Source organism: Paenibacillus sp. FW101-FHT12H11 (assembly GCF_058790355.1).
In genome coordinates this window covers 171,546-193,419 of the sequence record NZ_JBYTCO010000008.1, presented here as the reverse complement: position 1 = coordinate 193,419, position 21,874 = coordinate 171,546, and the positions used below count along the sequence as shown (strand labels likewise).

The following is a 21,874-nucleotide window of genomic DNA, read 5'->3' as shown; positions in this document are numbered from 1 at the left end:
GACAAAATGACAAACAAAATGAAAAAAATGATCATGACAACCGCTGTTTTAACGCTTTCAGTATCTCTTCTCGCTGCTTGCGGATCAAGCCCAACATCCGGTACAACAACATCATCTTCAGCCAAGCCTGCTTCTTCGAACGCTTCAAAACCTTATATTCCTGTGATTTCTAAAGGTTTTCAACACCAATTCTGGCAAGCGGTAAAGCAAGGAGCAGAAAAGGCCGCCAAAGAATTTGACGTGAATATTACGTTCGAAGGCCCGGAAACCGAAGCGCAAGTCGATAAACAGATTGAAATGCTGCAAGCTGCTCTGGATAAAAAGCCAACGGCCATCGCCTTCGCAGCGCTGGACAGCAAAGCATCCGTTTCGCTTCTGCAAAAAGCGAAGTCCGCAAATATTCCGGTTATCGGCTTCGATTCCGGCGTAGACAGCGATATTCCCGTCACGACAGCGGCGACGGATAACAAGAAAGCCGCAGCGCTCGCCGCTGACAAAATGGCGGAGAAGATCGGCGATGCCGGCGAAGTTGCGCTTGTTGTGCATGACCAAACGAGCCGCACCGGCGTTGATCGCAGAGACGGCTTCGTCGACCAGATGAAAGCGAAGCATCCTAACATCAAAATCGTTGATATTCAATATGGCGGCGGCGACCAATTGAAATCAACCGATTTGGCCAAGGCGATCATTCAAGGTCACCCGAACTTGAAAGGTATTTTTGGAGCCAATGAAGGTTCGGCAATTGGTGTCGTTAATGCAGTGACCGAGCTCAAAAACGATAAGCTTGTCATTATCGGCTATGACTCGGGCAAAGCGCAAATTGACGCCATTAAGAGCGGCAAAATGGCTGGAGCCATTACCCAAGATCCGATCGGAATCGGTTATTGGTCCGTCAAAGCGGCGGTCATGGCGAGCAAAGGCGAAAAAGTAGAAAAAACCATAGACACAGGCTTCCACTGGTATGATAAAACAAACATTGACTCTGCTGAAATTAAAGCATTGCTGTATAACTAAGTTTAAAGGAGGTTGCTCTTAAGCGGGCAGCCTCTTTCCCAAAAAGAAAATCCAGACCTCTACAGGAAATGTAAGCGCTATTCTCGAATAGAGTTGAGGTTCAGAGCGAATTTGTAAAACCTGAGGTGGTAAGGTGTATACCCTGATCATAGTTGATGACGAAGAGGCTGTACGGGAAAGTATTCGTGAGAAAATAGATTGGGAGGCCAATGGCTTCGAGTTAATTGGTTCTTATGGTGATGGGAGAGAGGCCTTGGATTCCCTTGAAATCCGGCTGCCGGATGTGATTATTACGGATATTTCGATGCCTCACATGGATGGGTTGGCGCTTGCCGCAGCCATTGCCGATCGATACCGGGATATTACCGTCATTATTATGACGGGGTTCGGTGAATTCGAATACGCCAAGCAGGCCGTAAAACTGAAGGTTTATGAATATGTGATGAAACCCGTTGGCTATGACGAATTTACCGATATTTTGCTGCATTTAAGAAAAGAACTGGACGAGAAACGCTTAAGGAATGAAGATTTGTCAAGGTTGCAAAGTCAACTAAATATGAGCATGCCTTTATTGCGCGAGCAATTTTTAGAACGTATGGTCACCAGTGAAGTGAAGAAAGAAGAGATTCTGAACAAATTTGCTCTGTTTCATTTGTCGCTCCCCGGGCCGTACTATATGGCGGCAACGTTAGACGTGGAAGAGTTTATGTATCCAATGGCTGCGAAAATAAGCTCGGAGACCGAATTGCTGCGGTTTGCCGTGTATAATATTGTTCACGAAATTTTTGAATTAGAGCAAGGCGGTATTGTCTTTCGAACGAGAGACGAGCGAATCGGCATCATGTTGTCAGGGGATATGCCTTATTTGATTCTCGCTGTCCAGAAATACGCGGAGCAGGCCGTGCAGTGCATAGAAAAGTATGTGAGGGTTCGCGTTTCGATTGGAATTGGCAGGCCGTACAGGACGATGGAGGAGCTGTCCAAATCGTATTCCGAAGCGGGTTCGGCGCTCGATTATCGCTTTATGGTCGGCAAAAATAAGATTATTTCCATTGAAGATATCGTGCATGGGAAAGGCAAATTGCAGGTGCATCATGCAGAATGGGAACGTAAGCTGATTGCGGCGTTGAAAACTGGGAATAAAGAACTTTTCGCCAGGGTCTTGAATGACTGGATGCATGAGCTGCGCGCTTCGCAATCATCAGTTGATCGCTGCTACATTTATGTGCAAAGGCTTCTTGTCGCCATCATTCAAGTATTTGAGGACTCTGGACATGACGCCCTGGAGGCTGCGGATATTCTCGGTCAGGTTCGAGCCTACAAAACCTTAGATGAAATAAAAGGATGGCTGGAGTCGTTATGTCTGCAACTGTTCGAACAGGTCATGATGAAAATGGCGCAAGATGTAGACTCTTTGTTGATCCGGTCTGAAGTGTATATTCTGGCAAACTATCAGAATGAGAATTTATCGCTGAATGAAGTGGCCCAACACGTCTACATGAGCATGAATTATTTCAGCGGGCTGTTCAAGCAAAAGAAAGGCCAGTCCTTCATTGAATATGTTACCTGGATACGCCTAGCCAAAGCGAAGGAGCTGTTAACCGAGACGAATTTGAAGGCCTATGAAATTGCCGCGAAAATTGGATACAGCGATCCGCAGTATTTCAGCGTGATTTTTAAGCGGCATCATGGGATGACGCCCAAAGAATATAGATCGGCAAGCAGAGAGGGGAGCTCTCTTGAATAAGAGGCGATTCTTTAGATTTAAAAGCATCCACACAAGCATAGCTGTCGCTTTCTCCTGTTTAATCATAGGCACAACGCTTATTCTGAGCTACAACACATACCGCCAGTCGTCGGACTCCGTTACCGAAAATTCGGTGCAGTATACGAATGAGCTGATTAATCAGGTTGGAACGACTATTGAGACGTATATTGATAATATGAAAAGTATTTCGTCCCTGCTATATAACAATGGGCAAATCAGGCAGTATTTGACGATGGCGGATCCACATTCAGAAGTCGGACAAAGCCTGGTCAACGCGATTGAAAGCTCCCTGCAAGTCATCGTTCAATCCAGAAATGACATTAGCGCCATTCTTTTTATAGGTTCCAATGGAGCTGTCATCTCCGACCGGGAGCAGAGCGCTCTGAAGAGTTATCCGGAGTTAATTGCGCAGGATTGGTATACGAAAGCGAAAAATGACGCCATCTATATTTCGTCCTCGGAAGTTGAACATGTCTATCGCAACGAGTATCCGTGGGTCATCTCGATGAGCCAGCAGTTTCGGGGCAACGATCGATTCGACAAGACCGGCGTGCTGCTGGTCGATTTGAATTACACGATCATCAATGATCTCTGCAGCCATATTCAGCTAGGCAAGAGAGGGTATGTGTTTATTGTCAATTCCGAAGGAGACCTCGTTTATCACCCTCAGCAGCAGATCATCCATACGAATTTGAAAAGTGAACCTATTGAAGCGATTCTGGCTTCGGGAGACGGGCAGTTATCCTTGAAAGAAAATGAGCATGAAAAAATCTTATCGATCCGAACGACGAATTTCGGTTGGAAAATTGTTGGTGTCACGTATCCCGAAGAGCTGGTTGGCAATAAAAAAAAGATGCAGCTGTCAACGGTTCTGTGGGGCAGCGTATGTTTGATCATCGCGCTGGGCATTTCGATCGTGCTTTCGTTTACACTTAGCCGGCCGATTAAGAAGCTGGAAGCGAATATGAAACAGGTGGAACAAGGCAACTTTGACATTCGGGCTGATATCACGCAAGCCGATGAGATTGGGAAATTAGCGAGAAGCTTCAATGTCATGCTGGTCAAAATAAAGGACCTCATGAAGCAAATTGTTCATGAAGAGGCGCTGCTTCGGACAAGTGAAATCAAAGCGCTGCAATCCCAGATCAACCCGCATTTCTTGTATAACACGCTGGAATCGATCATTTGGATGGCGGAAACGAACAAAATGAGAGAAGTCGTGAAAATGACTATGGCCCTCTCCAAAATGCTGCGTTACAGCATAGGCAAAGGGGAGCAAGAAGTTTCCGTAGCCATGGAAATGGAGCACTTGGCTAACTATCTAACGGTGCAATCCATGCGATACACCAATAAATTTTCGTACGCGATTGAGGTTGAACCCGAACTGCAGAGCTGCCGTATGCTGAGAATTATGCTTCAACCCCTCGTGGAAAATGCGATTTACCATGGCATCAGGCGCATGGAAGAACGGGGGCATATCCGTATTGAAGGACGGAGGGTTGGCCGCGTCATTCAAATTACGGTAAGCGATAACGGGTTAGGTATGGATAATACCAAGCTGCAAGGCTTGCTGAGACCGGAGCAAGTGTCTTCCAAGGACCAGGGGCTAGGTGTTTGGAATGTGCATCATCGTATTCAACTGTTCTATGGAACAGCTTATGGCTTGTCTTTCGAAAGCGAACCGGAAGAAGGGACGACAGTCACATTGCGGATTCCTTGTTCGGAGTTGGAGGTGAAAGACGAATGAAGCGCTGGTTGTTTTTAATTGTTATAGCGATATTATCGATTGTTGTTTATGTGTATGGTCTAAAAGCGGCAGGTAAAAATAATCAGCCCATCGTTTTTGTGCCCAAGACCATTGATAAGCAAATTGAGTTTTGGCAGGTCGTCGAGCAAGGCGTTAATGCCGCTGCCGCAGAGATGGGGAGCAAGGTGAAGGTTGTTGGCACAGATACGGAAAAAGATGTCGATGGTCAAATCCGGTTGCTGCGCGAAGTTATAGCGATGAAGCCGAAGGCAATTGTCTTGTCGGCTTTAGATTTCGAACGAACGGTGCCAATTGCACATGAGATTGTAAAAGCCGGCATTCCCTTAATTACCGTGGATTCCGGTCTTAAGGGAGGCATCTCCAAGTCGTTTATCGCCACGGATAATGTGGAAGCGGGTAAAAAAGCGGGTGAAGCGCTGATCCAGACACTGCCGAATCGCGGGCAAGTAGCCATTATAAATTTTATTAAAGGTTCATCTACTTCCATTGAAAGAGAAAACGGCCTTCGCTCTGCCATTCAGAGGGACACGGGTTTCCAAATCCTGAATACTTACTACAGCGAGGGATCTTCGGAAAAAGCGTATGACATTACGGTGCAGCTTCTGAATGATTATCCGAATTTGCAAGGGATAGTCGGATTAAATGAGCCTTCGACTCTTGGCGCGGCCAAAGCGCTTCACGATTGGAAGAATCCAGGAGAAATCAAGCTGATTGGCTTCGACAGTTCCATGGAGGAAATCGGTTTCCTGGAAGAGGAAATCATTCAGGCAATGGTCGTCCAGAAGCCGTTCAATATGGGCTATGTAGCATTGAAGACGGCGGTTCAACTGAGCAGTGGGCAGAAGGTGGAAGGAAGGATCGATACGGGGTCGGAGGTTATCTGGAAAACGAACATGTATACGAAACCCAATCAGAAGCTGCTTTTTCCAATCCTGGATAAGCGTCCTTAGTGGATGCTTTCAGGATTTTTTCTTTTCGACAGCATTTGACACCAAATTCTTCCAAAAAAAGTTGTTGCATTTTCCAATATTACACGGTACGATACAGATAATAGTTAAGCGCTTACATTACGAGCGACCACGATTAAATCGGTTTAACAAAATCCATACCATACGTTTAATTCCACTCAAAAGAGGAGATTACCCGACTGTTATGTACGTTGTTAAACCGGTTTAATTTGTTGTTTATCGTTTTTTTAATGCTTTTTAAAGAAAGCGCTTTCCCTTTTCTCCGCATACTTAAACCGGTTTAAGCTTGAGTCTATCTAGGGGGTGGAAGGGAACCAATTTCCAGTTCGTGATGAGGAAGATTGAAGTACCAGATGAAAGATGGAGGGGATAGGTTTGAAAATGAATCGCATATTTATGGGCATGATGCTGATGGTGTCCGCTGTTGTTTTTGCTGCCTGCGAGAGTGCAAGTGAAGTTAGTCCAATGGCAAGCTCATCTGTTAAAGAGGCAACGACGGCTCCCGCAGCACCCGCTCCTGCAAAGACAGACGGATTCAAAGAAGCTCCTATGCTGACTAAGCTAGTGAGCGCAGGTACGTTAAAGCCAGTGGCTGAGCGTATGCCTGCCAAGGAAGATATCATGGTCGAAACCGTATCCGAGGAAATCGGCAAATACGGGGGAGATTGGAAGATGCCATGGACCGGACCAAATGACCGCTGGACCGTAGGTCAGCCTACAGAGGAAGCTCTGTTCCGTTTTAAAAAAGATGGAAGCACGATTGAACCTAATGTGGCCAAAAGTTATGAGGTCAACAAAGATTCTACCGAATTTACGATTCATTTAAGAAAAGGTATGAAATGGTCGGACGGGGTGCCGTTTACTGCCGATGACGTGCTGTTTTACTGGGAGCACATGCTGACCAAAGAAACGTTTGGTAAAAAAATATATGACGCTTATTACTCCGTAGATCCTGTATCCGGGGAGAAGGCTTTGGCGACGGTTACGAAGGTAGACGATTACACGTTTAAGGTTGTACATAAGTACCCGAGCGTACAATTCCTGGAGCGTGTAGCGATAGACAACAAATGGTTCTTCGCGCCGGCGCACTTCCAAAAAACAATACTCCCTGAATTTGTAGGTCAAGAGAAGGCACTTGAGATTGCGAAAAAATGGGGCTTCGAAGACGTAAAAACATTCTTGGTCGCAACAGGCTACTATTATTGGGTTAATCCGCAAATCCCGACATTGCGGGCTTGGGTGGCCAAAAATGACCCCAACAGCGATCAGTTTATTATGGAACGTAACCCCTATTACTGGAAAACGGACAAAGAGGGGAATCAGCTTCCGTATATGGATCGCATCGTTGCTACCAAAGTACAGGATCCTGCTCAACGTATTCTAGGTGCGCTCGCTGGAGATTACAATTTGCTTGACTTCGATTTTAAAGACTTCACTGTGCTCAAGGAAAATGAGAAAAAAGCAGGGTTCCGCGTTATGTCTTGGACGACGCCGAATTGGTCGAGCGCTGGCCTGCAGTTGAATCAGACGATTGCAGATCCGAATCTGCGCAAGCTGTTTCAGGATATTAGATTTAGAGAGGCTCTGTCGGTAGCTGTAGATCGGAAAGAGATTTCGGAAATCGTAACGAATGGCTTAGGCGCTCCTCAGCAAGCTTCGGTTCCTGAAGGGCTGGTTGGCTACCAAGCAGGATGGGCAGATCAGTGGAGTAAGTTCGATGTGAATCGGGCTAATCAGCTGCTGGATGAGATTGGCTTGACTAAACGCGATAAGAATAATTTTCGGCTCAATCCAGATGGTTCTGATCTAACCATTACGATCATTGAAGGCAGTACGAGTACAGCAAGCTTCCTTGAACTTGTCAAAAAGTATTATGAGGCAGTGGGCATTAAAGTAGACCTTAAAGTTGTGGATCAAGGAACTCATCAGGAACTCAAATACGCTAACAAAATTCCTGCGACGACTGAAAATATCTCACTGGTTAACGTAGCTTTCCGTCCGGATACGCTCGTACCTCTGCGTGTGTTGACACCTTGGTATGGACATTACGGGTTGTACTCGTCTTCCAACGGCAAAGAAGGTGTCAAGCCGGAAGGCGATGTAGCTTTAATTCTCGATTACTGGAACAAGGTTAAAGCGTCGACAAGTAAAGAAGAGATCGAGAAGTGGAGCAATGAGATTGTGAAGCTGCATCAGAAAAATCAATGGATTATCGGTTACGCGGGTCCTACACCGCGCCTTGTAGTAGCTTCCAACAAAATGGGCAACGTACCCAAAGACTTAGTCTATTCCGATGAATTCCGCAGCTTGGGGCATGGTCATCCCGCGCAATTTTTTATCAAACCATAAATAAGCTTCGGGCGAAAATAGGGGGATCCCGAATCCCCCTTTATCGTTCAGCGGTATTCTTGAATTAAAACGGAGAGGATAGGGTAGAGATGCTTCACTATATTTTAAAAAGAATCGTCTTGGTTATACCGGTTATTTTCTTTATCTCCATGATTGTCTTCTACATTATTCAGCTTCCTCCAGGTGATTACGTGTCGACTTATGCGGCTAAAATGTCGGTTGCCGGAGATGTCATGTCAGAAGCCGATATAGCTGCAATGCGAGCAAGTTTGAAATTAGACCAGCCTTGGTTTTTTCAATATTTGGCTTGGATGAGCAATATGATAACGAACTTCGACTTCGGCTATTCTTTCAGCTATAACAAGCCGGTTACGACGGTTATCTCGCAATATATGGGTTTAACGATTGTCGTCTCTTTGGTGACGATGGCCTTCACATACGCAGTAGCGGTTCCGATCGGTATTTACTGCGCCGTAAAGCAATATTCGATTGGTGATTATATTTTTTCGGCTGTTGGCTTTCTTGGCATGGCAACGCCGCATTTCTTGATGGCTATCATCTTAATGTATTTGTCTTATGTTTACTTTGGCGATCCCTTATTAGGTCTCTTTTCAAGTGAGTTCGTTCATGCAGGCTGGTCGTTCGATAAGGTATTGGATTTACTCAAGCATATGATCATTCCTGTTATTGTCATTGGGTTAGCGAATACCGCAGAATTGATCCGAGTTATGAGAGGCCAGATGCTGGATGAATTGAATAAGCCGAATGTGGTCACAGCGAGAGCAAAGGGCTTATCAGAAACAAAAATATTAATCAAATATCCGACCCGTGCAGCTATGAATCCGATCGTGAGCACAATTGGTTGGTCACTGACCTCTATATTTACAGGTTCTACCATTACGGCGATTGTTCTCAATCTTCCCATCCAAGGGCCGGTCATGTATAACGCTCTCTTAGCGCAGGATATGTACTTGGCGGGTACATGGCTGTTGTTTATGGCTGTTTTGACAGTTCTGGGTACATTGATTTCAGATATTTTATTGGCATGGCTCGATCCAAAAATTCGCACAGAGTTCAGAGGTATGTGACCATGAAAACGATTCCAATTGTCGGAAGACAGAAGATAACGCCAATAAAAGAAGCTCCTAAAAGTGATCTTTCCCACAGCTCACAATGGCGGCTCATGTATCGTCGTTTAAAAAAGCATAAATTGGCCCGGATTAGCCTGGCGATTCTTGCGTGCTTTTATGTAGCGGCCCTATTTGCACAGTTTATTGCGCCTTATGGCTTGCAAAGTTATGACAGTAAATACGTGAACGCTCCACCGGTGAAAGTGAGCTTTAAGGACGCAGATGGCGAGTTCCATTTGAGACCGTTCGTGAATGAGCTGAAATCAGGAAGAGATCCTGTGACACTCCGTAAAATATTTGTGCAGGACGAGAACGTTCGCCACCCTGTTCGTTTCTTTGTAGAAGGTGAAACCTACAGGTTTTTAGGACTGTTTTCTACAAATATTCATCTATTTGGCGTCGATGCGCCGGGACGTATCTTTTTATTCGGTACGGATGGTATGGGCAGGGATTTACTTTCCCGTGTATTTCTGGGGAGCCAAGTTTCATTAAGCATTCCTCTCATCGGCGTATCAATAAGCTTCGTTTTGGGATTATTTATCGGAGGGGTGTCCGGGTATTTCGGAGGCTGGCTCGATTCGATTATACAGCGGAGTATTGAAATTATTCGGTCATTTCCGACGCTGCCTCTTTGGATGGCCTTGTCGGCCGCCATTCCTGCCAGGGTTCCTATCGTTACGATGTATTTGTATATTGTTATCATTTTCGCCTTTATCGGGTGGACGGAATTAGCCAGGGTTGCGAGAGGCAAGTTCATCTCTTTGAAAAATGAGGAGTATGTGTTGGCAGCCAAAATTGCCGGCGTGAGCGACGCGAAAATCATTATCAGACATCTATTGCCTGGTTTTATTTCCTATTTGGTTGTGGCAACGACCTTAGCCATACCTGGCATGATTCTTGGTGAAACCGCAATGAGCTTCCTGGGGCTCGGAATACGCTCGCCTGCAACGAGCTGGGGTGTTCTTCTCCAAGAAGCACAACAGATCGAGAATGTTGCTTTGTATCCCTGGAAACTGATTCCTTTAGGTTTTGTCATTGTGACGGTTTTAACCTTTAACTTTCTAGGCGACGGATTGCGCGATGCTGCCGATCCATACAAGAAGTAATACACTCTAGTCCAAAGCGAGGGGATAGTATGACATCGCAAGCCACCGTTTCACAATCTGAACGCCCCCTTCTGTCTGTCCAAGATCTCAAGATTCGCATTCAAATGGATAATGGAGAAATGAAGGCTGTTGATGGCGTTGACTTTGATATAAAAAAGGGGAAGACGCTGGGCCTTGTTGGCGAGTCCGGCTGTGGGAAAAGCTTGACGAGCAGAGCGATTATTAGCATTAATCCCAAAGAGTGCGAAACCACCGGAAAGATCGTGTATCACTCTGAATCGGAGAAAGCCTTAAATCAGTTGGATTTGTTATCGTTACCTACACGGAGTAAACAAATACGTTCCATTCGCGGCAGGAAAATAGCGATGATTTTTCAAGAGCCGATGACTGCTTTTTCACCGATGTACACGATTGGAAATCAGATTATGGAAGCTATATTAATCCATCGAACGAAGAACAAAAAAGAGGCTAAAAAAATCGCGCTTGAAATGCTTGGCAAAGTCGGAATCTCGGATCAGGAGAAACGTTTTGACCAATTTCCGCATGAATTCTCCGGAGGGATGCGTCAACGGGCGATGATTTCAATGGCCTTGTCCTGCAACCCGGAATTGCTAATTGCCGACGAGCCTACTACTGCGCTTGATGTCACGATTCAAGCACAAGTGTTGGAGCTTATGAAAGAGCTTCAACGTGAATTTGGTATGGCTATCCTGTTGGTCACTCATGATCTTGGGATTATTGCTGAAATGTGTGATGAAGTAGCTGTCATGTACTTGGGAAAAATAGTCGAACAGTCGACAGTGAAGGATATTTTCAATAACCCTAAACATCCTTACACCAAAGGGCTGCTCAAATCCATGCCCAAATTATCCGGAAACAGGCATGCAAGGTTGGAATCCATCGATGGAACAGTTCCCATGGCAACCAATATGCCGCCGATGTGTGGTTTCTACGAGCGCTGTTCAGATCGAATCGAGGGTGTATGCAATAGGCAGAACGTTCCCAAAACGTATGTCTCCGATAACCATATGGTGAGATGTGTTCTCTACAAGGCTGAGGGTGAGGGAGAATAAGAATGTCTAAACCAATATTGCAAGTAAATCAATTGAACAAGGATTTTCAAGTGAAATCCAAAAACAAGCTGTTTAGCAAACCTTCCTCCATCCGCGTGCTGAATAATGTTTCTTTTGAGCTTTTGGAAGGAGAGACATTAAGTATTGTTGGTGAGTCGGGCTGCGGTAAAACGACATTAGGACGTTGTATTGTGAGAGGGATGGACGCAACATCGGGGCAAGTTCTCTACCATCCGGAGGGAGAAGAGCAAGTCGACTTTTTGGGATTAAGGGGAAAAGCATTCAAGAAATATCGGAAAGATATTCAAATGATTTTTCAGGACCCTTTTTCATCTCTTAGTCCTAGGATGAGCGTGTATGACATTATATCCGAACCGCTTTTGGCTAATTTCAAGTTGTCGAAATCACAATTGGATGAGAAAGTGACGTTCATCGCTGAAAAAACGGGTTTAAATGTCAGTTATCTCAAACGTTATCCTCATGCCTTCTCTGGGGGACAAAGGCAGCGCATAGCGATTGCAAGATCTCTCATTTCCCAGCCAAGACTCATTGTCTGCGACGAAGCAGTGTCGGCCTTGGATGTCTCGATTAAAGCGCAAATTATTAATTTGCTGAAGGATTTGCAAGAGCAGCTTCAAATTACTTATATCTTCATTTCTCATGATTTATCTATCGTACAAAACATATCCGATCGGGTCGCGGTCATGCACCTGGGTAAAATTGTAGAGCTGGCGCCTGTTGATTCGTTATTTACCCATCCGATGCACCCGTACACCGAAGCGCTTTTGTCAGCCGTACCAGAGCCAGATCCCGATACGAAGAAGGATCGGATTATTCTGGAAGGAGAAGTTCCTAATCCGGCTAATCCTCCAAGCGGTTGTCATTTTCACCCAAGATGCAGGTATAAAACGGACAAATGCGTGCAGCAGGAACCTGAGCTGCAAGCTGTGGACAAGAACCATTTTGCTGCGTGTCACTACGCGAACCAATTAAATTTGAGAGGTGTCATTCATGAATCCTAATACGACGAATAGTTCAGCACCAAAGAAATTAATTGTTTTTCTGGATTGCGGCGATACCATTATCGATGAAGGCACGGAAATTAGAGATGATCACGATATTGTCATTCAAGCTAATGTGATTCCAGGAGCCGATGTCATGGTAAAAACGTTGGCTGAACGGGGGTATACATTAGCGATTGTAGCCGACGGCAATGCGCAATCCTTCAAAAATATTTTGACGCAAAATGGCTTGTACGATTATTTTACGACGATGGTGTATTCGGAGACGGTCAAAGCCTCCAAGCCAAGTCCTCGGATGTTCAAAGCAGCGATTGGCGCATTGGATCTCAGCGAGCAGGATTGCTACCGGATTGTCATGGTCGGCAACAACTTGAGCAGGGATGTTAAAGGCGCTAACCAAATGGGAATCACGAGCGTCTTCTTGAGCTGGACGCCTCGTTATCCGAAACTGCACGCAGACGAAAGCGAAATCCCTCAATATACCATTAGTCACCCACTGGAGTTAATTGAATTAGTCGAGCTGCTCAATGACAAATTAGCATAAATGGATGGTTTTCTGAAGGGATGTTAATAAGGATATGGCTAAAATAGATGACGTTGCCAAATTAGCTCAAGTTTCGAAGGGAACCGTTTCCAATGTTTTTAGCCAAAAGAGGCCTACAAGTAATGAAGTGAAAGAGCGAGTACTACGTATTTCCAAGCAGCTGAATTATGTGCCGAATCATATCGCACGCAGCTTGGTCACGAAGAAAACGATGGCGATCGGGTTAACCATTCCGCATGGTAACTTCTTTTTTAGCGCATTTCATACGCAATTTATCAATGGGGTCATACTCGAAGCCTCTTATTACGGATACCGGGTGCTGCTTGATATGATTCCTCTGCAAAAGGTTCAAACCCCTTTCTTGTCTAGTTATCCAATCGATGGGGCTGTTGTCATGAGACCAACTACCAATGATGAGCGAATACATCTGATGGCTTCGGAAAATATTCCATTTGTAACGGTCGGCAGGGTTATGAATCCAACGGTTCTTAATGCTTATAGTGTGGATAACGACAATCAAGCGGTTAGTTATCATATTTGTAAATATTTGATTGAAAAAGGTCACCGGAATATCATGTTTTTAAATGCCAACGAGTTAATGACGGTATCCATTGATAGAAAAGAGGGCTTCATCAAAGCGATGGAAGATCACCATCTTCACGTAGAAGAGCACATGATCCATCATAAGCCTGATTTAAGTTCAAACGTATACATGGATTATGGCTACGAGGAAACGATGACTACTTTAGGGAAGCTTGGGAAAGGGGTAACCGCGATCATTGCGGATGATGACCGCACGGCCTTCAGTGCCCTCAATGCAATGAAAGATCTTAATCTTAAAGTCCCTGAAGATGTTTCGGTCTTCGTTATCTGCGGTGATCTTTCCATGATGGTTCAATCAAACCCGTCTCTTACCAGTATGGATTTGCAACCTTCGGAATTAGGTGCTCAATCTGTCAGATTGTTAATGAAACAATTAGGCGTGCTGCCTAATGACTTCCAAAGAAATGTCATTATTCAAAGTAAAATAGTAGAAAGAAATTCTTGCTCCACGCTTAGGTAAGCAGGGAAATGTGATAGCACCAGAACCCCAGTCCTGTTTCGGAGGACTGGGGGTTATTTCGTTTATTCCGGTGAGGAGACCCCGGCCCACGGGACCGGGCTGCACTCCATCGACCTTCCTACGGGCATATATATAGCCCCATCAACATCAACAACTTGTGAGATGATTTGGCTTGGCAAAAGATTCCGACCGTCAAGCACATAAGGCCGACGCATAAGGTGAAGCAGGTAAGGCCAATCGAGTTCAGCAAACTGCGGCCATTCCGTCATGATCATGATAGCATCGGCCTGGGCTGCTGCTGCATAAGGGGAATCCATCACCTGAACGGCTTTGGCTCCAACTTGCCTGACGACAGGATCGAAGGCTTGAACCTCGATGCCATGGCGTTCACACTGAGCTAATAAGGTTAGAAATGGCGCGTCGCGAACATCATTGGTATTTGGCTTGAATGAGATGCCTAATACGCAGAGACGTTTGCCTAAAGGGTTGCCCCAAAGCGAGATAAGTTTGGCGATCATCCTTGGAATGCGCTGGTCATTGACTTTGGCAACTGCTTCCAGAATCGGAAGCGAGCTGCCGATCAGCTTCCCGATCGTTAGCAGGGACTGCAAATCTTTGGAAAAGCAGGAGCCTCCATAACCAACGCCTGCCGACAGGAATTCAGGCCCGATGCGATGATCGGCGCCAACTCCGCTCATGACATGGCGGATATCTGCGCCATAGCCTTCACACACATCGGACATCATGTTCGCGAATGATATTTTCATCGCAAGAAAGGCGTTCGATGCATATTTGATAAGTTCAGCGCTTCGCCTGTCACAAACATGTACAGGAGCTTCGATCCCTTCATATAATTGGCGAAGCAGGGATTCGGCCTGCGGCGTTTTACAACCGAATACGATGCGATCGGGTTCCATGAAGTCTGAGAAGGCGCTGCCTTGCCTTAAAAATTCAGGGTTAAAGGCGACTTCTGTATGGAGACCAGCTGCCAGCAAAGTAGCTTCCAGTTCATCGCAGGTGCCAACGGGTACAGTGCTTTTTATGATCACAAGAGGAGGACAGGTGCCGGCTTGCATCAAGTGAGACAGCACTTCATGCACATGACCCAGATCCGTATGCCCGTCTGATCGCGTAGGCGTGCCTACGGCAATCATCAGAGCGTCCGTGTCCGATGAGGCTCGGGCGAGATCTGTCTCGAAGCTTAATAATCCTTTTGCATAAACATCGGCCAGCTCTGGCTCCAGCTGAGGTTCCCATACGGTCAGCTTATTTTCCTTCAGCCCGCGAATGACGGGCTCACGGTCAACAGCAATGACTTCGTGCCCCAGTTTCGCAAAGCACACAGCAGCAACCAAGCCCACATATCCTGTTCCGACTAATGTTATTCGCATGGATGTCCCCTCCTTTAAGCTGTATAGAATCCCAGTTTACTTCCAATTCGGCGAGCATCGATAATTTGTTCGTAGTCCTCCAGCAATCTGTCAAAGATAGCGTCCCAAGAGCGTCCAAGGGCAAAACCTCTTGCCGCTTTTCGGAAATCTGCCCATTGTTCCGGGGCATTGATGAAAGCGTCAATAGCTTGAATGAAAGATTCGGGCTGGCGGGGCTCACATAAAGTTCCCGTCTGTCCGGGAACAATCATATCCCGCACGCCTCCGCTATTTGCGGCAATAACGGGAAGGCCGGAAGCCATCGCTTCTTGGACGACGTTGCCGAATGTTTCGGTACTGGAAGGGAAGAAGAAGAGATCGGATGAGGCATAGATTTCTGCGAGTTCTTCCCCATGCTTGTAACCGGCAAATGTCACATTGTTCGGAGCTTGCTCGCGCAGTTCTTCCAATTGCGGTCCATCCCCTACGATGAGCCAATGAACCCGTTCTTTCAGAGAATCAGGCAAAGTACGCATGACGGCTGATAAGGTATCTATATCTTTCTCCGGGGCGATGCGCCCCACATAGAGGAGGAGGTAAGGGGCTGTAATTCCATATCGCTCGCGAACTGCGTTCGTGTGCTTATCGGGGGTGTAGAGCGTGCAATCAACACCTCTGGACCACAAAAGCATGCGGTCAAAGCCTTGTGCATGCAGGTGCTGCATGGTATCGGTCGAAGGGACGAAAGTGGCGTCACAGGATTGGTGAAACCACTTCATGTATGTCCAATACAACGGAACGGCTCTTTTCATTCGATAATAGGTTAAATAGCGATCAAAGTGGGTGTGATAGGAGGCTACGTGCGAAATACGATGCTTGCGGGCATAGTGGAGACCGCACAAACCGATGTTAAACGGAGTTGCCATATGGAGCAGATGGGGACGGAAGCGGTCAAGCTCAGAACGCATAGAAATAATGTTGGGCAAGGCAATCCGGCATTCGGGGTAGAGAAAAAAAGGAACGGACGGTACGGGGCGAATCAGTTCGGAGTAAGCCATTTCATCGGTGCATTTCGGCGTGAACACGAGGTGCTCAACACCACGACGATTTAAATAATCCGTAAGACGTCCTAACGTGAGTGCAACGCCATTCATTTGAGGAACGTAGGTATCGGTAAACAACGCGAGGCGCATAAGAATCCCTCCTGTAGTTCCTAGATGCCTTAAGGGTAACATTCGATTATTTGTGGAACGTTAACCGTATGTTAATTCTTTTTTAAAACAGCAAGGGCTTGATTACAGGTGTAAAACCCTCTTTTTGTCGAAAATCAATGACGAGAGGGTTGCAGAAATCGACATACAGCAATGAGAGATTTGGAATATGATAGAAAGGAAGGCAGAGTTCACTCGTAGAAGGGGCTGATCGTTGTGGGCAAAATACAAATATCCTCAAAAGGGATCGAAAAAACGCTTCGTAAATTTGACTATTTGCAGGCGATTTCCGAATATATTTGGAACGGCTTCGATGCGCAAGCTACAGTGGTAGACGTTAAACTTCATTTAAATGTGCTCGGCGGTGTTGACCATATCGTGATATCGGATAATGGTTACGGGATTGACCGGCGAGAATTGGAACGGAAATTCACACCTTTTTTTGAGTCGGAGAAGCAGATAGATCCAGAGAAGCGGACAAGAACCACATCGGCGATGCACGGTAAAAATGGGATCGGCCGATTAACCTTTCATCGCTTTGCTTCCGATGCGACATGGAAAACGACCTATACAGAGGGCTTATTGAAAAATACGTATACCATTCAAATAGGTGCGAACACTTTGGATGACTACAAGGTTTCGAGCATCAAATTGACGGATGGAGAGCCAGGAACGAATGTAACTTTTCATAATATTATGCAGGACTTCATCCTTGAGGATTTGTCGGCTTATCTCTGCAAGGAATTTGGCTGGTTTCTGGAACTTCATGCGGACAAAGATTTCGATCTTCGCCTGGATGGCCAATCTCTGGATTATTCAAGTCTGATTGGGGAGAAAGAGTGCTTCAACCTCGTTCATGCTGGCAGCCAAACCGCCTTCGAAGTTAAGTTCATCCGTTGGCAGGACCGGATCAACCACGAATATTCCAAACTGTATTTCATCGACTCCCATTTGGATGAAAAATATAAACAACCGACCACCTTTAATAACAAAGGGGACTCTTTTTACCATAGTGTCTACATTCAAAGCAAACTGTTCGACTACTTTGATTTTGAGAGCGATGATCAAAGCGGTCAGCTCGAAGCAGCTTTTGGTGTGAGCAAGAAAAGCGATGCTTTCCAATTTTTGCTGGAAGAAATCAATGCGTTTATTAAGCAGAAAAGAAAGCCTTATTTAGAAATACTGTCTGACCATGTCATTCAAGAATTTACGGAAGCGAAGGCTTTTCCGGATTTCACGGACGGTCCTGAGGATACCTTGAAGAAAAATGAACTGGAATCCGTCATCCGGGAACTTTGTCAGCTGGAACCCCGGGTGTTCGCCAGATTAAATTTGGAACAGAAGAAATTGATGGCGCATCTGATTCATTTGGCGATGGGCTCGGCAGAACGAAAGCGTTTGTTGGAGGCGTTATAAAAGCTTCGTCGGTTTATGACCGCTGCCGATTCCGGTACTCCGAAGGAGAGATGCCATAATACAGCGTGAACTGCTTGCTGAAATGGTGGATAGACGAATACCCCAGATCCTCAGCGATGTCAGTAACCGATCGTGCGCTCTCTTTTAATGCGGCAGCGGCTTGCTTCATGATAACGGAAGTCCAGTAGGCCTTGGGCGACATGCCTGTGGCCTGTTTGAACAGTTGATGGAATTGTGTTTTCTTCAGCTTGCACTGTTCCAACCAGGATTCATAACTGGACCCCATGTAGGCTTTCTGGTGAATATTATCGAGCAGAGGCTTAATGCGAAAATCAATGAACGGCAGATAGGTATGCAGTTGAACAATTTTTAGCAGCAAGGCTTGGAGAAGGCTTTTGCCGATAGCATCTGAGTAGGGGGCAGCATTCTGATGCTGCTCTACAACGAGGGCGAATAGGTCGGTAATGGCGCTTTGATGCTGGAAATGTAGCAGATTAGGCAAGTTGTCCAAGTCAGAATTCGGTTCTATAGCCGTCAACATGTGAGGATCGAAGTCGGCTTCTTTCCAAACAAGATGTTTTTGCCCTGCGTCCGGGCGCGTAGCCCATATGTCGCAATAAAGGTTATAGGTCGATAGCGCATGTGCGGCATCAGAATGGAAGGAATGCTGAAGCTTAGGCGGAAAATAGAGCAGATCACCTTTGGCTATGGCGAATGTTCCTGTCGGAAGGGTAACGGCTCCTTTACCGCCGGTTACAAGATGGAAGGCATAACAATATCCTAACCGGAATGATTCGCTGCCATTTTTCTCATAAGGAAAGCGGTAGTGATGAGCGGTTCTTACGGATGGATTCATCGCTGTCAATATCGGCATCGGACAGTCTCCCTTTGCTAGCAGATTATCATCTAATTGTAGGTCATAATGGTCTGGTTGAAAAGAAATAACCGGAAGAATTGATCAATCCTTGAACAACCGGATAAATACGTTTTAACTCAAAGGTGCTACATTTATAAATGTAGATCAACTTTGAGGAGGAATGAACACAATGAACGCGAACCAAATCGGCGGAAGTTTGAGCAAAGAGCAGGTCGACTTTTATAATACGGAAGGCTATCTCGTAATTCCTAATTTGCTTCAGGAAGAAGATCTCGCGCAGGCGATTGAAGCGATGACGACGAAGGTCTCGGCCATTGCAGAGGAGCTTATGCAGGCTGGGCTCATTCAGGACAAATTAGAAGATCGCCCTTTTAAATATCGCTTGGCGGAATTGTTCAAAGATTTGACGGCGGAGCATTTCCTGAAATATGGGCGCAGCTGGCGGGACAGGATTCCTGGTTATTTTCACTTAATGAGCAATCCCAAAATTTTGGATGCGGTTGAATCGCTAATCGGCGGCGAGCTGTTTTCCAATCCTGTCTATAACACGCGACCCAAAATACCAAAGGTTGCCGCAGGCGCAGTACCTTGGCACCAAGATAAATCTTATTGGCCAGATGCCAATTCCAATCCCGTGATTACGGTGTGGATTCCGCTTGTTGATGCAAATGAGATTAACGGTTGTCTGCATATTAAACCGCGCACGCACCGTAAGCGCTTACTGAAGTGGCACCGGGAAGAGGATACAGGAACAGGATACACGGCTTTGCATGAAAGCCAGTTGGGCAAAACAGAGACTGTCGTTCTACCGGTCTCCGCAGGAAGCGCAATCCTGTTTAATGACCGTTGTCTGCACATGTCAACGCCTAATTTATCCGATGAAGTGCGTTGGAGTGTAGACCTGCGCTATCAGCCTACGGACCAAGACCCGATGCCGGGTCATGGAGCGGGATTCCTGGCGAGAAGTTACCAATATCCCGATCGTGTTGCGAACTTGGAGGATTGGCTGGAGAATCGGATGGAGCATATCCCCGTCACATCGGCCTAATCGGATAGGCGGGATCAATTTCACCTGCGAATATTGGTTGATATATAAGCGATTCTGTCCCCGAATAAGGAGTTGGCTCTTGCTGAGCCGCTCCTTTTTGTGCGTTCGACATTATCCATGAAATGGAAAATCACTTTTTACCCTTTTATGGAAAGGAAAATGCTTAAGAACATAGAATTGTTACTAAAAACACATGCGTTTATCGATAGGATGAGGACTAACAACATGGATAATAGGGTAGAGAGTAAACCAATACCGACAAATTGGATGCAGCAAATTAACCAACTATTCGACCTTTGCTTTCACCATACGAATGCCAGCATTGCGGTCATTGATCTTCAAAATCACATTGTGCAGGTAAACAAAGCGTATGAAGACATGTATGGGTGGACGAATGCTGAGGTTTTTGAAAAGTGTTTAAAGACGGTTCCCTTATACGAAGTTGACCGAGTAAGAAATATCCATTCTCGCGTGATTTATCAAGACCAGGCTGAATGTTATGAGACGCATAAACTTCGCAAAAATGGCGAGTCTTTTTTTGCCAGCATGACCATATCCCCGCTGAAGGATAGCGAAGGCCGCATTTTTGCACTAGTGGAAGTAGCTAGAGACATTTCCAGTCGTAAAATGGAAGCTGTTAAGCTGAAAGAAAGCGAAGAACGCTATCGCAATTTGGTCGAACACTCACCGGAGCCGATTATTGTATACACCGATTCTGTTATTGTATATGCAAACCCCGCCGCATTAAAGCTCGTAGGTGCTGAAAGAGAAAATCAACTGCGAGGGAAGTTAGCCATAGCATTTATTCATCCGGATGAAAGAGACGAGCTCCAAGCGCAGGTCGAGGATCTACTGAAAGCTGAGAAGCCAACGGATATCATTGAAAAGAAGTTGGTAAGGCTGGACAATCAACTGATCAATGTCGAAATCAGAGCCGTTCCGGTTGAATATTTGGGCAAACCATCGGTTCAATTGTTGTGCAGGGATATCACACATAAAAAAGTGATGGAAAGTATCGTTCGCGAACGGGATGAAGAGTACAGGCGCATGATTAAATTGCTCCCGGAGCCGATCGTTGTGCATCAAGAAGGAATCATTTGTTATATTAATGATATCGGTTTGAAACTGTTAGGGGCTGTAACGCAAAATGAGGTTATAGGTAAAAGCGTAATTGAGTTCATCCACCCTGATTTTCATGAGATTTTTAAAGAGAGAGTCAAGTCCGTTGAATTCGTCGATCAATATATACCGTTTATCGAACTGAATCTGTTAGGTTTGCACGGAGAGCACATCGCCATTGAGGCATCATCTGTCGTACTTCATAACTATTTGGAACGTCCTGTCATCCAGACAGTGCTTAGAGATATCACCGAACGCAAGACAGCTGAGGAGATGCTGCTCCAATCGGAAAAACTTTCCGTAGTCGGACAATTAGCGGCAGGAATCGCGCATGAGATTCGAAATCCCTTAACCTCGCTTGTAGGGTTCTTAAAGCTTATCAAGTGTGCCCCTGCCCAAAAAATCGTCGAGTATACAGACATCATGTTGGTAGAATTAAATCGAATCAACAGCATTGTAAATGAATTCATGCTCATTTCGAAGCCGCAAAGAAGCAGATTTGAAGATAAAAACATTTGCGAGATTATTGAAAACGTGGTCTCTCTGCTCCAGCCCCAGGCGCTCCTGCATAATGTTGAGATTGATTTTAATAGGATGAACGGTGGCGAACATATGGTTAAAAGCGATGAAGGCCAGTTGAAACAGGTCTTTATCAATCTGTTGAAAAATTCCGTGGAAGCCATGCCAGGCGGCGGAATGATACATATCGCTATTCAACGTTTAGGAAATAAGAAGATGTTGATCAAGCTCAAAGACAATGGGATTGGGATCGCTGAGGAGCTCATACCTAGACTGGGCGACCCCTTCTTTACGACAAAAGAAGAAGGAACTGGGCTTGGACTCATGGTTTGTTATCGGATTATTGAAGCGCACCATGGGAGCATGCGGATTCAAAGCAAACTGGGAGTAGGGACAGTCATCGATATTGAACTCCCTTTTGTGCTATAAAAAGCGGGCTTTCAACGTCTTTTTCATTCTGAAATAAAATTTCACAAATTCTTCAAAGCATGTCGACAAAGTTTTACAAA

General features: G+C 45.6%; 17 protein-coding genes. 14 read left to right on the top strand and 3 right to left on the bottom strand.

Annotated elements, in window-relative coordinates; translation table 11 throughout:
- The first annotated feature begins 6 nt into the window (after positions 1 to 6).
- The 11 genes from AC3WTJ_RS25290 to AC3WTJ_RS25240 all read left to right on the top strand — a co-directional run bounded on the left by AC3WTJ_RS25290 (position 7) and on the right by AC3WTJ_RS25240 (position 13,805).
- Complete coding sequence (locus AC3WTJ_RS25290) at positions 7 to 1,014, top strand: ABC transporter substrate-binding protein (RefSeq protein WP_492524172.1); 1,008 nt, start codon at positions 7 to 9, stop codon at positions 1,012 to 1,014.
- Between the two features lie 133 nt (positions 1,015 to 1,147).
- Complete coding sequence (locus AC3WTJ_RS25285) at positions 1,148 to 2,761, top strand: response regulator (protein WP_492524171.1); 1,614 nt, start codon at positions 1,148 to 1,150, stop codon at positions 2,759 to 2,761.
- The gene (locus AC3WTJ_RS25280; protein ID WP_492524170.1) at positions 2,754 to 4,529 is read left to right on the top strand and encodes a sensor histidine kinase; all 1,776 of its coding nucleotides are present in this window, start codon (positions 2,754 to 2,756) and stop codon (positions 4,527 to 4,529) included. The genes AC3WTJ_RS25285 and AC3WTJ_RS25280 overlap by 8 nt, the downstream gene beginning before the upstream one ends.
- Positions 4,526 to 5,500, top strand: a complete 975-nt coding sequence (locus AC3WTJ_RS25275; protein ID WP_492524169.1) for a substrate-binding domain-containing protein — start codon at positions 4,526 to 4,528, stop codon at positions 5,498 to 5,500. Before AC3WTJ_RS25280 ends, AC3WTJ_RS25275 begins: the two co-directional genes overlap by 4 nt.
- Positions 5,501 to 5,899: 399 nt before the next feature.
- Positions 5,900 to 7,867 (top strand): ABC transporter substrate-binding protein, encoded by a 1,968-nt coding sequence (locus AC3WTJ_RS25270; RefSeq protein ID WP_492524305.1) that lies wholly within the window; start codon positions 5,900 to 5,902, stop codon positions 7,865 to 7,867.
- Positions 7,868 to 7,956: 89 nt separating this feature from the next.
- Complete coding sequence (locus tag AC3WTJ_RS25265; RefSeq protein ID WP_407868139.1) at positions 7,957 to 8,955, top strand: ABC transporter permease; 999 nt, start codon at positions 7,957 to 7,959, stop codon at positions 8,953 to 8,955.
- A gap of 2 nt (positions 8,956 to 8,957) precedes the next feature.
- Positions 8,958 to 10,103 carry an ABC transporter permease gene (locus tag AC3WTJ_RS25260; RefSeq protein ID WP_492524168.1) on the top strand — a complete coding sequence of 382 codons (1,146 nt, stop codon included), beginning with the start codon at positions 8,958 to 8,960 and terminating at the stop codon, positions 10,101 to 10,103.
- A gap of 29 nt (positions 10,104 to 10,132) precedes the next feature.
- Positions 10,133 to 11,176, top strand: a complete 1,044-nt coding sequence (locus AC3WTJ_RS25255; RefSeq protein WP_492524167.1) for an ABC transporter ATP-binding protein — start codon at positions 10,133 to 10,135, stop codon at positions 11,174 to 11,176.
- A 2-nt stretch (positions 11,177 to 11,178) separates the two neighbouring features.
- Positions 11,179 to 12,198: an ABC transporter ATP-binding protein gene (locus tag AC3WTJ_RS25250; protein ID WP_492524166.1), complete on the top strand. Its 1,020-nt coding sequence runs from the start codon at positions 11,179 to 11,181 to the stop codon at positions 12,196 to 12,198.
- On the top strand, positions 12,188 to 12,742 hold the full coding sequence (locus tag AC3WTJ_RS25245) for an HAD family hydrolase (protein WP_492524165.1): 555 nt from the start codon (positions 12,188 to 12,190) through the stop codon (positions 12,740 to 12,742). The genes AC3WTJ_RS25250 and AC3WTJ_RS25245 overlap by 11 nt, the downstream gene beginning before the upstream one ends.
- Positions 12,743 to 12,776: 34 nt before the next feature.
- The gene (locus AC3WTJ_RS25240) at positions 12,777 to 13,805 is read left to right on the top strand and encodes a LacI family DNA-binding transcriptional regulator (RefSeq protein WP_492524164.1); all 1,029 of its coding nucleotides are present in this window, start codon (positions 12,777 to 12,779) and stop codon (positions 13,803 to 13,805) included.
- 62 nt (positions 13,806 to 13,867) lie between these two features.
- Here AC3WTJ_RS25240 and AC3WTJ_RS25235 read toward each other — a convergent pair whose 3' ends face one another.
- Both AC3WTJ_RS25235 and AC3WTJ_RS25230 read right to left on the bottom strand, forming a co-directional pair.
- A complete protein-coding gene (locus tag AC3WTJ_RS25235; protein ID WP_492524163.1) occupies positions 13,868 to 15,196 on the bottom strand; it encodes a UDP-glucose dehydrogenase family protein in 1,329 nt (442 codons plus the stop codon).
- 14 nt (positions 15,197 to 15,210) lie between these two features.
- On the bottom strand, positions 15,211 to 16,368 hold the full coding sequence (locus AC3WTJ_RS25230; protein WP_492524162.1) for a glycosyltransferase family 4 protein: 1,158 nt from the start codon (positions 16,366 to 16,368) through the stop codon (positions 15,211 to 15,213).
- Between the two features lie 234 nt (positions 16,369 to 16,602).
- Between AC3WTJ_RS25230 and AC3WTJ_RS25225 the strand changes: the two genes are divergently transcribed.
- The gene (locus tag AC3WTJ_RS25225) at positions 16,603 to 17,802 is read left to right on the top strand and encodes an ATP-binding protein (RefSeq protein WP_492524161.1); all 1,200 of its coding nucleotides are present in this window, start codon (positions 16,603 to 16,605) and stop codon (positions 17,800 to 17,802) included.
- 13 nt (positions 17,803 to 17,815) lie between these two features.
- Here AC3WTJ_RS25225 and AC3WTJ_RS25220 read toward each other — a convergent pair whose 3' ends face one another.
- Positions 17,816 to 18,676: an AraC family transcriptional regulator gene (locus AC3WTJ_RS25220; RefSeq protein WP_492524160.1), complete on the bottom strand. Its 861-nt coding sequence runs from the start codon at positions 18,674 to 18,676 to the stop codon at positions 17,816 to 17,818.
- 172 nt (positions 18,677 to 18,848) lie between these two features.
- Between AC3WTJ_RS25220 and AC3WTJ_RS25215 the strand changes: the two genes are divergently transcribed.
- Together AC3WTJ_RS25215 and AC3WTJ_RS25210 are read left to right on the top strand one after the other, a co-directional pair.
- Positions 18,849 to 19,727: a phytanoyl-CoA dioxygenase family protein gene (locus tag AC3WTJ_RS25215; RefSeq protein WP_492524159.1), complete on the top strand. Its 879-nt coding sequence runs from the start codon at positions 18,849 to 18,851 to the stop codon at positions 19,725 to 19,727.
- A gap of 225 nt (positions 19,728 to 19,952) precedes the next feature.
- Positions 19,953 to 21,794: a PAS domain S-box protein gene (locus AC3WTJ_RS25210; protein ID WP_492524158.1), complete on the top strand. Its 1,842-nt coding sequence runs from the start codon at positions 19,953 to 19,955 to the stop codon at positions 21,792 to 21,794.
- Positions 21,795 to 21,874 lie beyond the last annotated feature (80 nt).

Coding starts and splice junctions, on each gene's coding strand:
- AC3WTJ_RS25265 (WP_407868139.1), top strand. CDS start 7,957: ATGCTTCACTATATTTTAAAAAGAATCGTCTTGGTTATACCGGTTATT.
- AC3WTJ_RS25240 (WP_492524164.1), top strand. CDS start 12,777: ATGGCTAAAATAGATGACGTTGCCAAATTAGCTCAAGTTTCGAAGGGA.
- AC3WTJ_RS25235 (WP_492524163.1), bottom strand. CDS start 15,196: ATGCGAATAACATTAGTCGGAACAGGATATGTGGGCTTGGTTGCTGCT.
- AC3WTJ_RS25250 (WP_492524166.1), top strand. CDS start 11,179: ATGTCTAAACCAATATTGCAAGTAAATCAATTGAACAAGGATTTTCAA.
- AC3WTJ_RS25215 (WP_492524159.1), top strand. CDS start 18,849: ATGAACGCGAACCAAATCGGCGGAAGTTTGAGCAAAGAGCAGGTCGAC.
- AC3WTJ_RS25230 (WP_492524162.1), bottom strand. CDS start 16,368: ATGCGCCTCGCGTTGTTTACCGATACCTACGTTCCTCAAATGAATGGC.
- AC3WTJ_RS25245 (WP_492524165.1), top strand. CDS start 12,188: ATGAATCCTAATACGACGAATAGTTCAGCACCAAAGAAATTAATTGTT.
- AC3WTJ_RS25255 (WP_492524167.1), top strand. CDS start 10,133: ATGACATCGCAAGCCACCGTTTCACAATCTGAACGCCCCCTTCTGTCT.
- AC3WTJ_RS25275 (WP_492524169.1), top strand. CDS start 4,526: ATGAAGCGCTGGTTGTTTTTAATTGTTATAGCGATATTATCGATTGTT.
- AC3WTJ_RS25260 (WP_492524168.1), top strand. CDS start 8,958: ATGAAAACGATTCCAATTGTCGGAAGACAGAAGATAACGCCAATAAAA.
- AC3WTJ_RS25210 (WP_492524158.1), top strand. CDS start 19,953: ATGGATAATAGGGTAGAGAGTAAACCAATACCGACAAATTGGATGCAG.
- AC3WTJ_RS25290 (WP_492524172.1), top strand. CDS start 7: ATGACAAACAAAATGAAAAAAATGATCATGACAACCGCTGTTTTAACG.
- AC3WTJ_RS25270 (WP_492524305.1), top strand. CDS start 5,900: ATGAATCGCATATTTATGGGCATGATGCTGATGGTGTCCGCTGTTGTT.
- AC3WTJ_RS25220 (WP_492524160.1), bottom strand. CDS start 18,676: ATGCCGATATTGACAGCGATGAATCCATCCGTAAGAACCGCTCATCAC.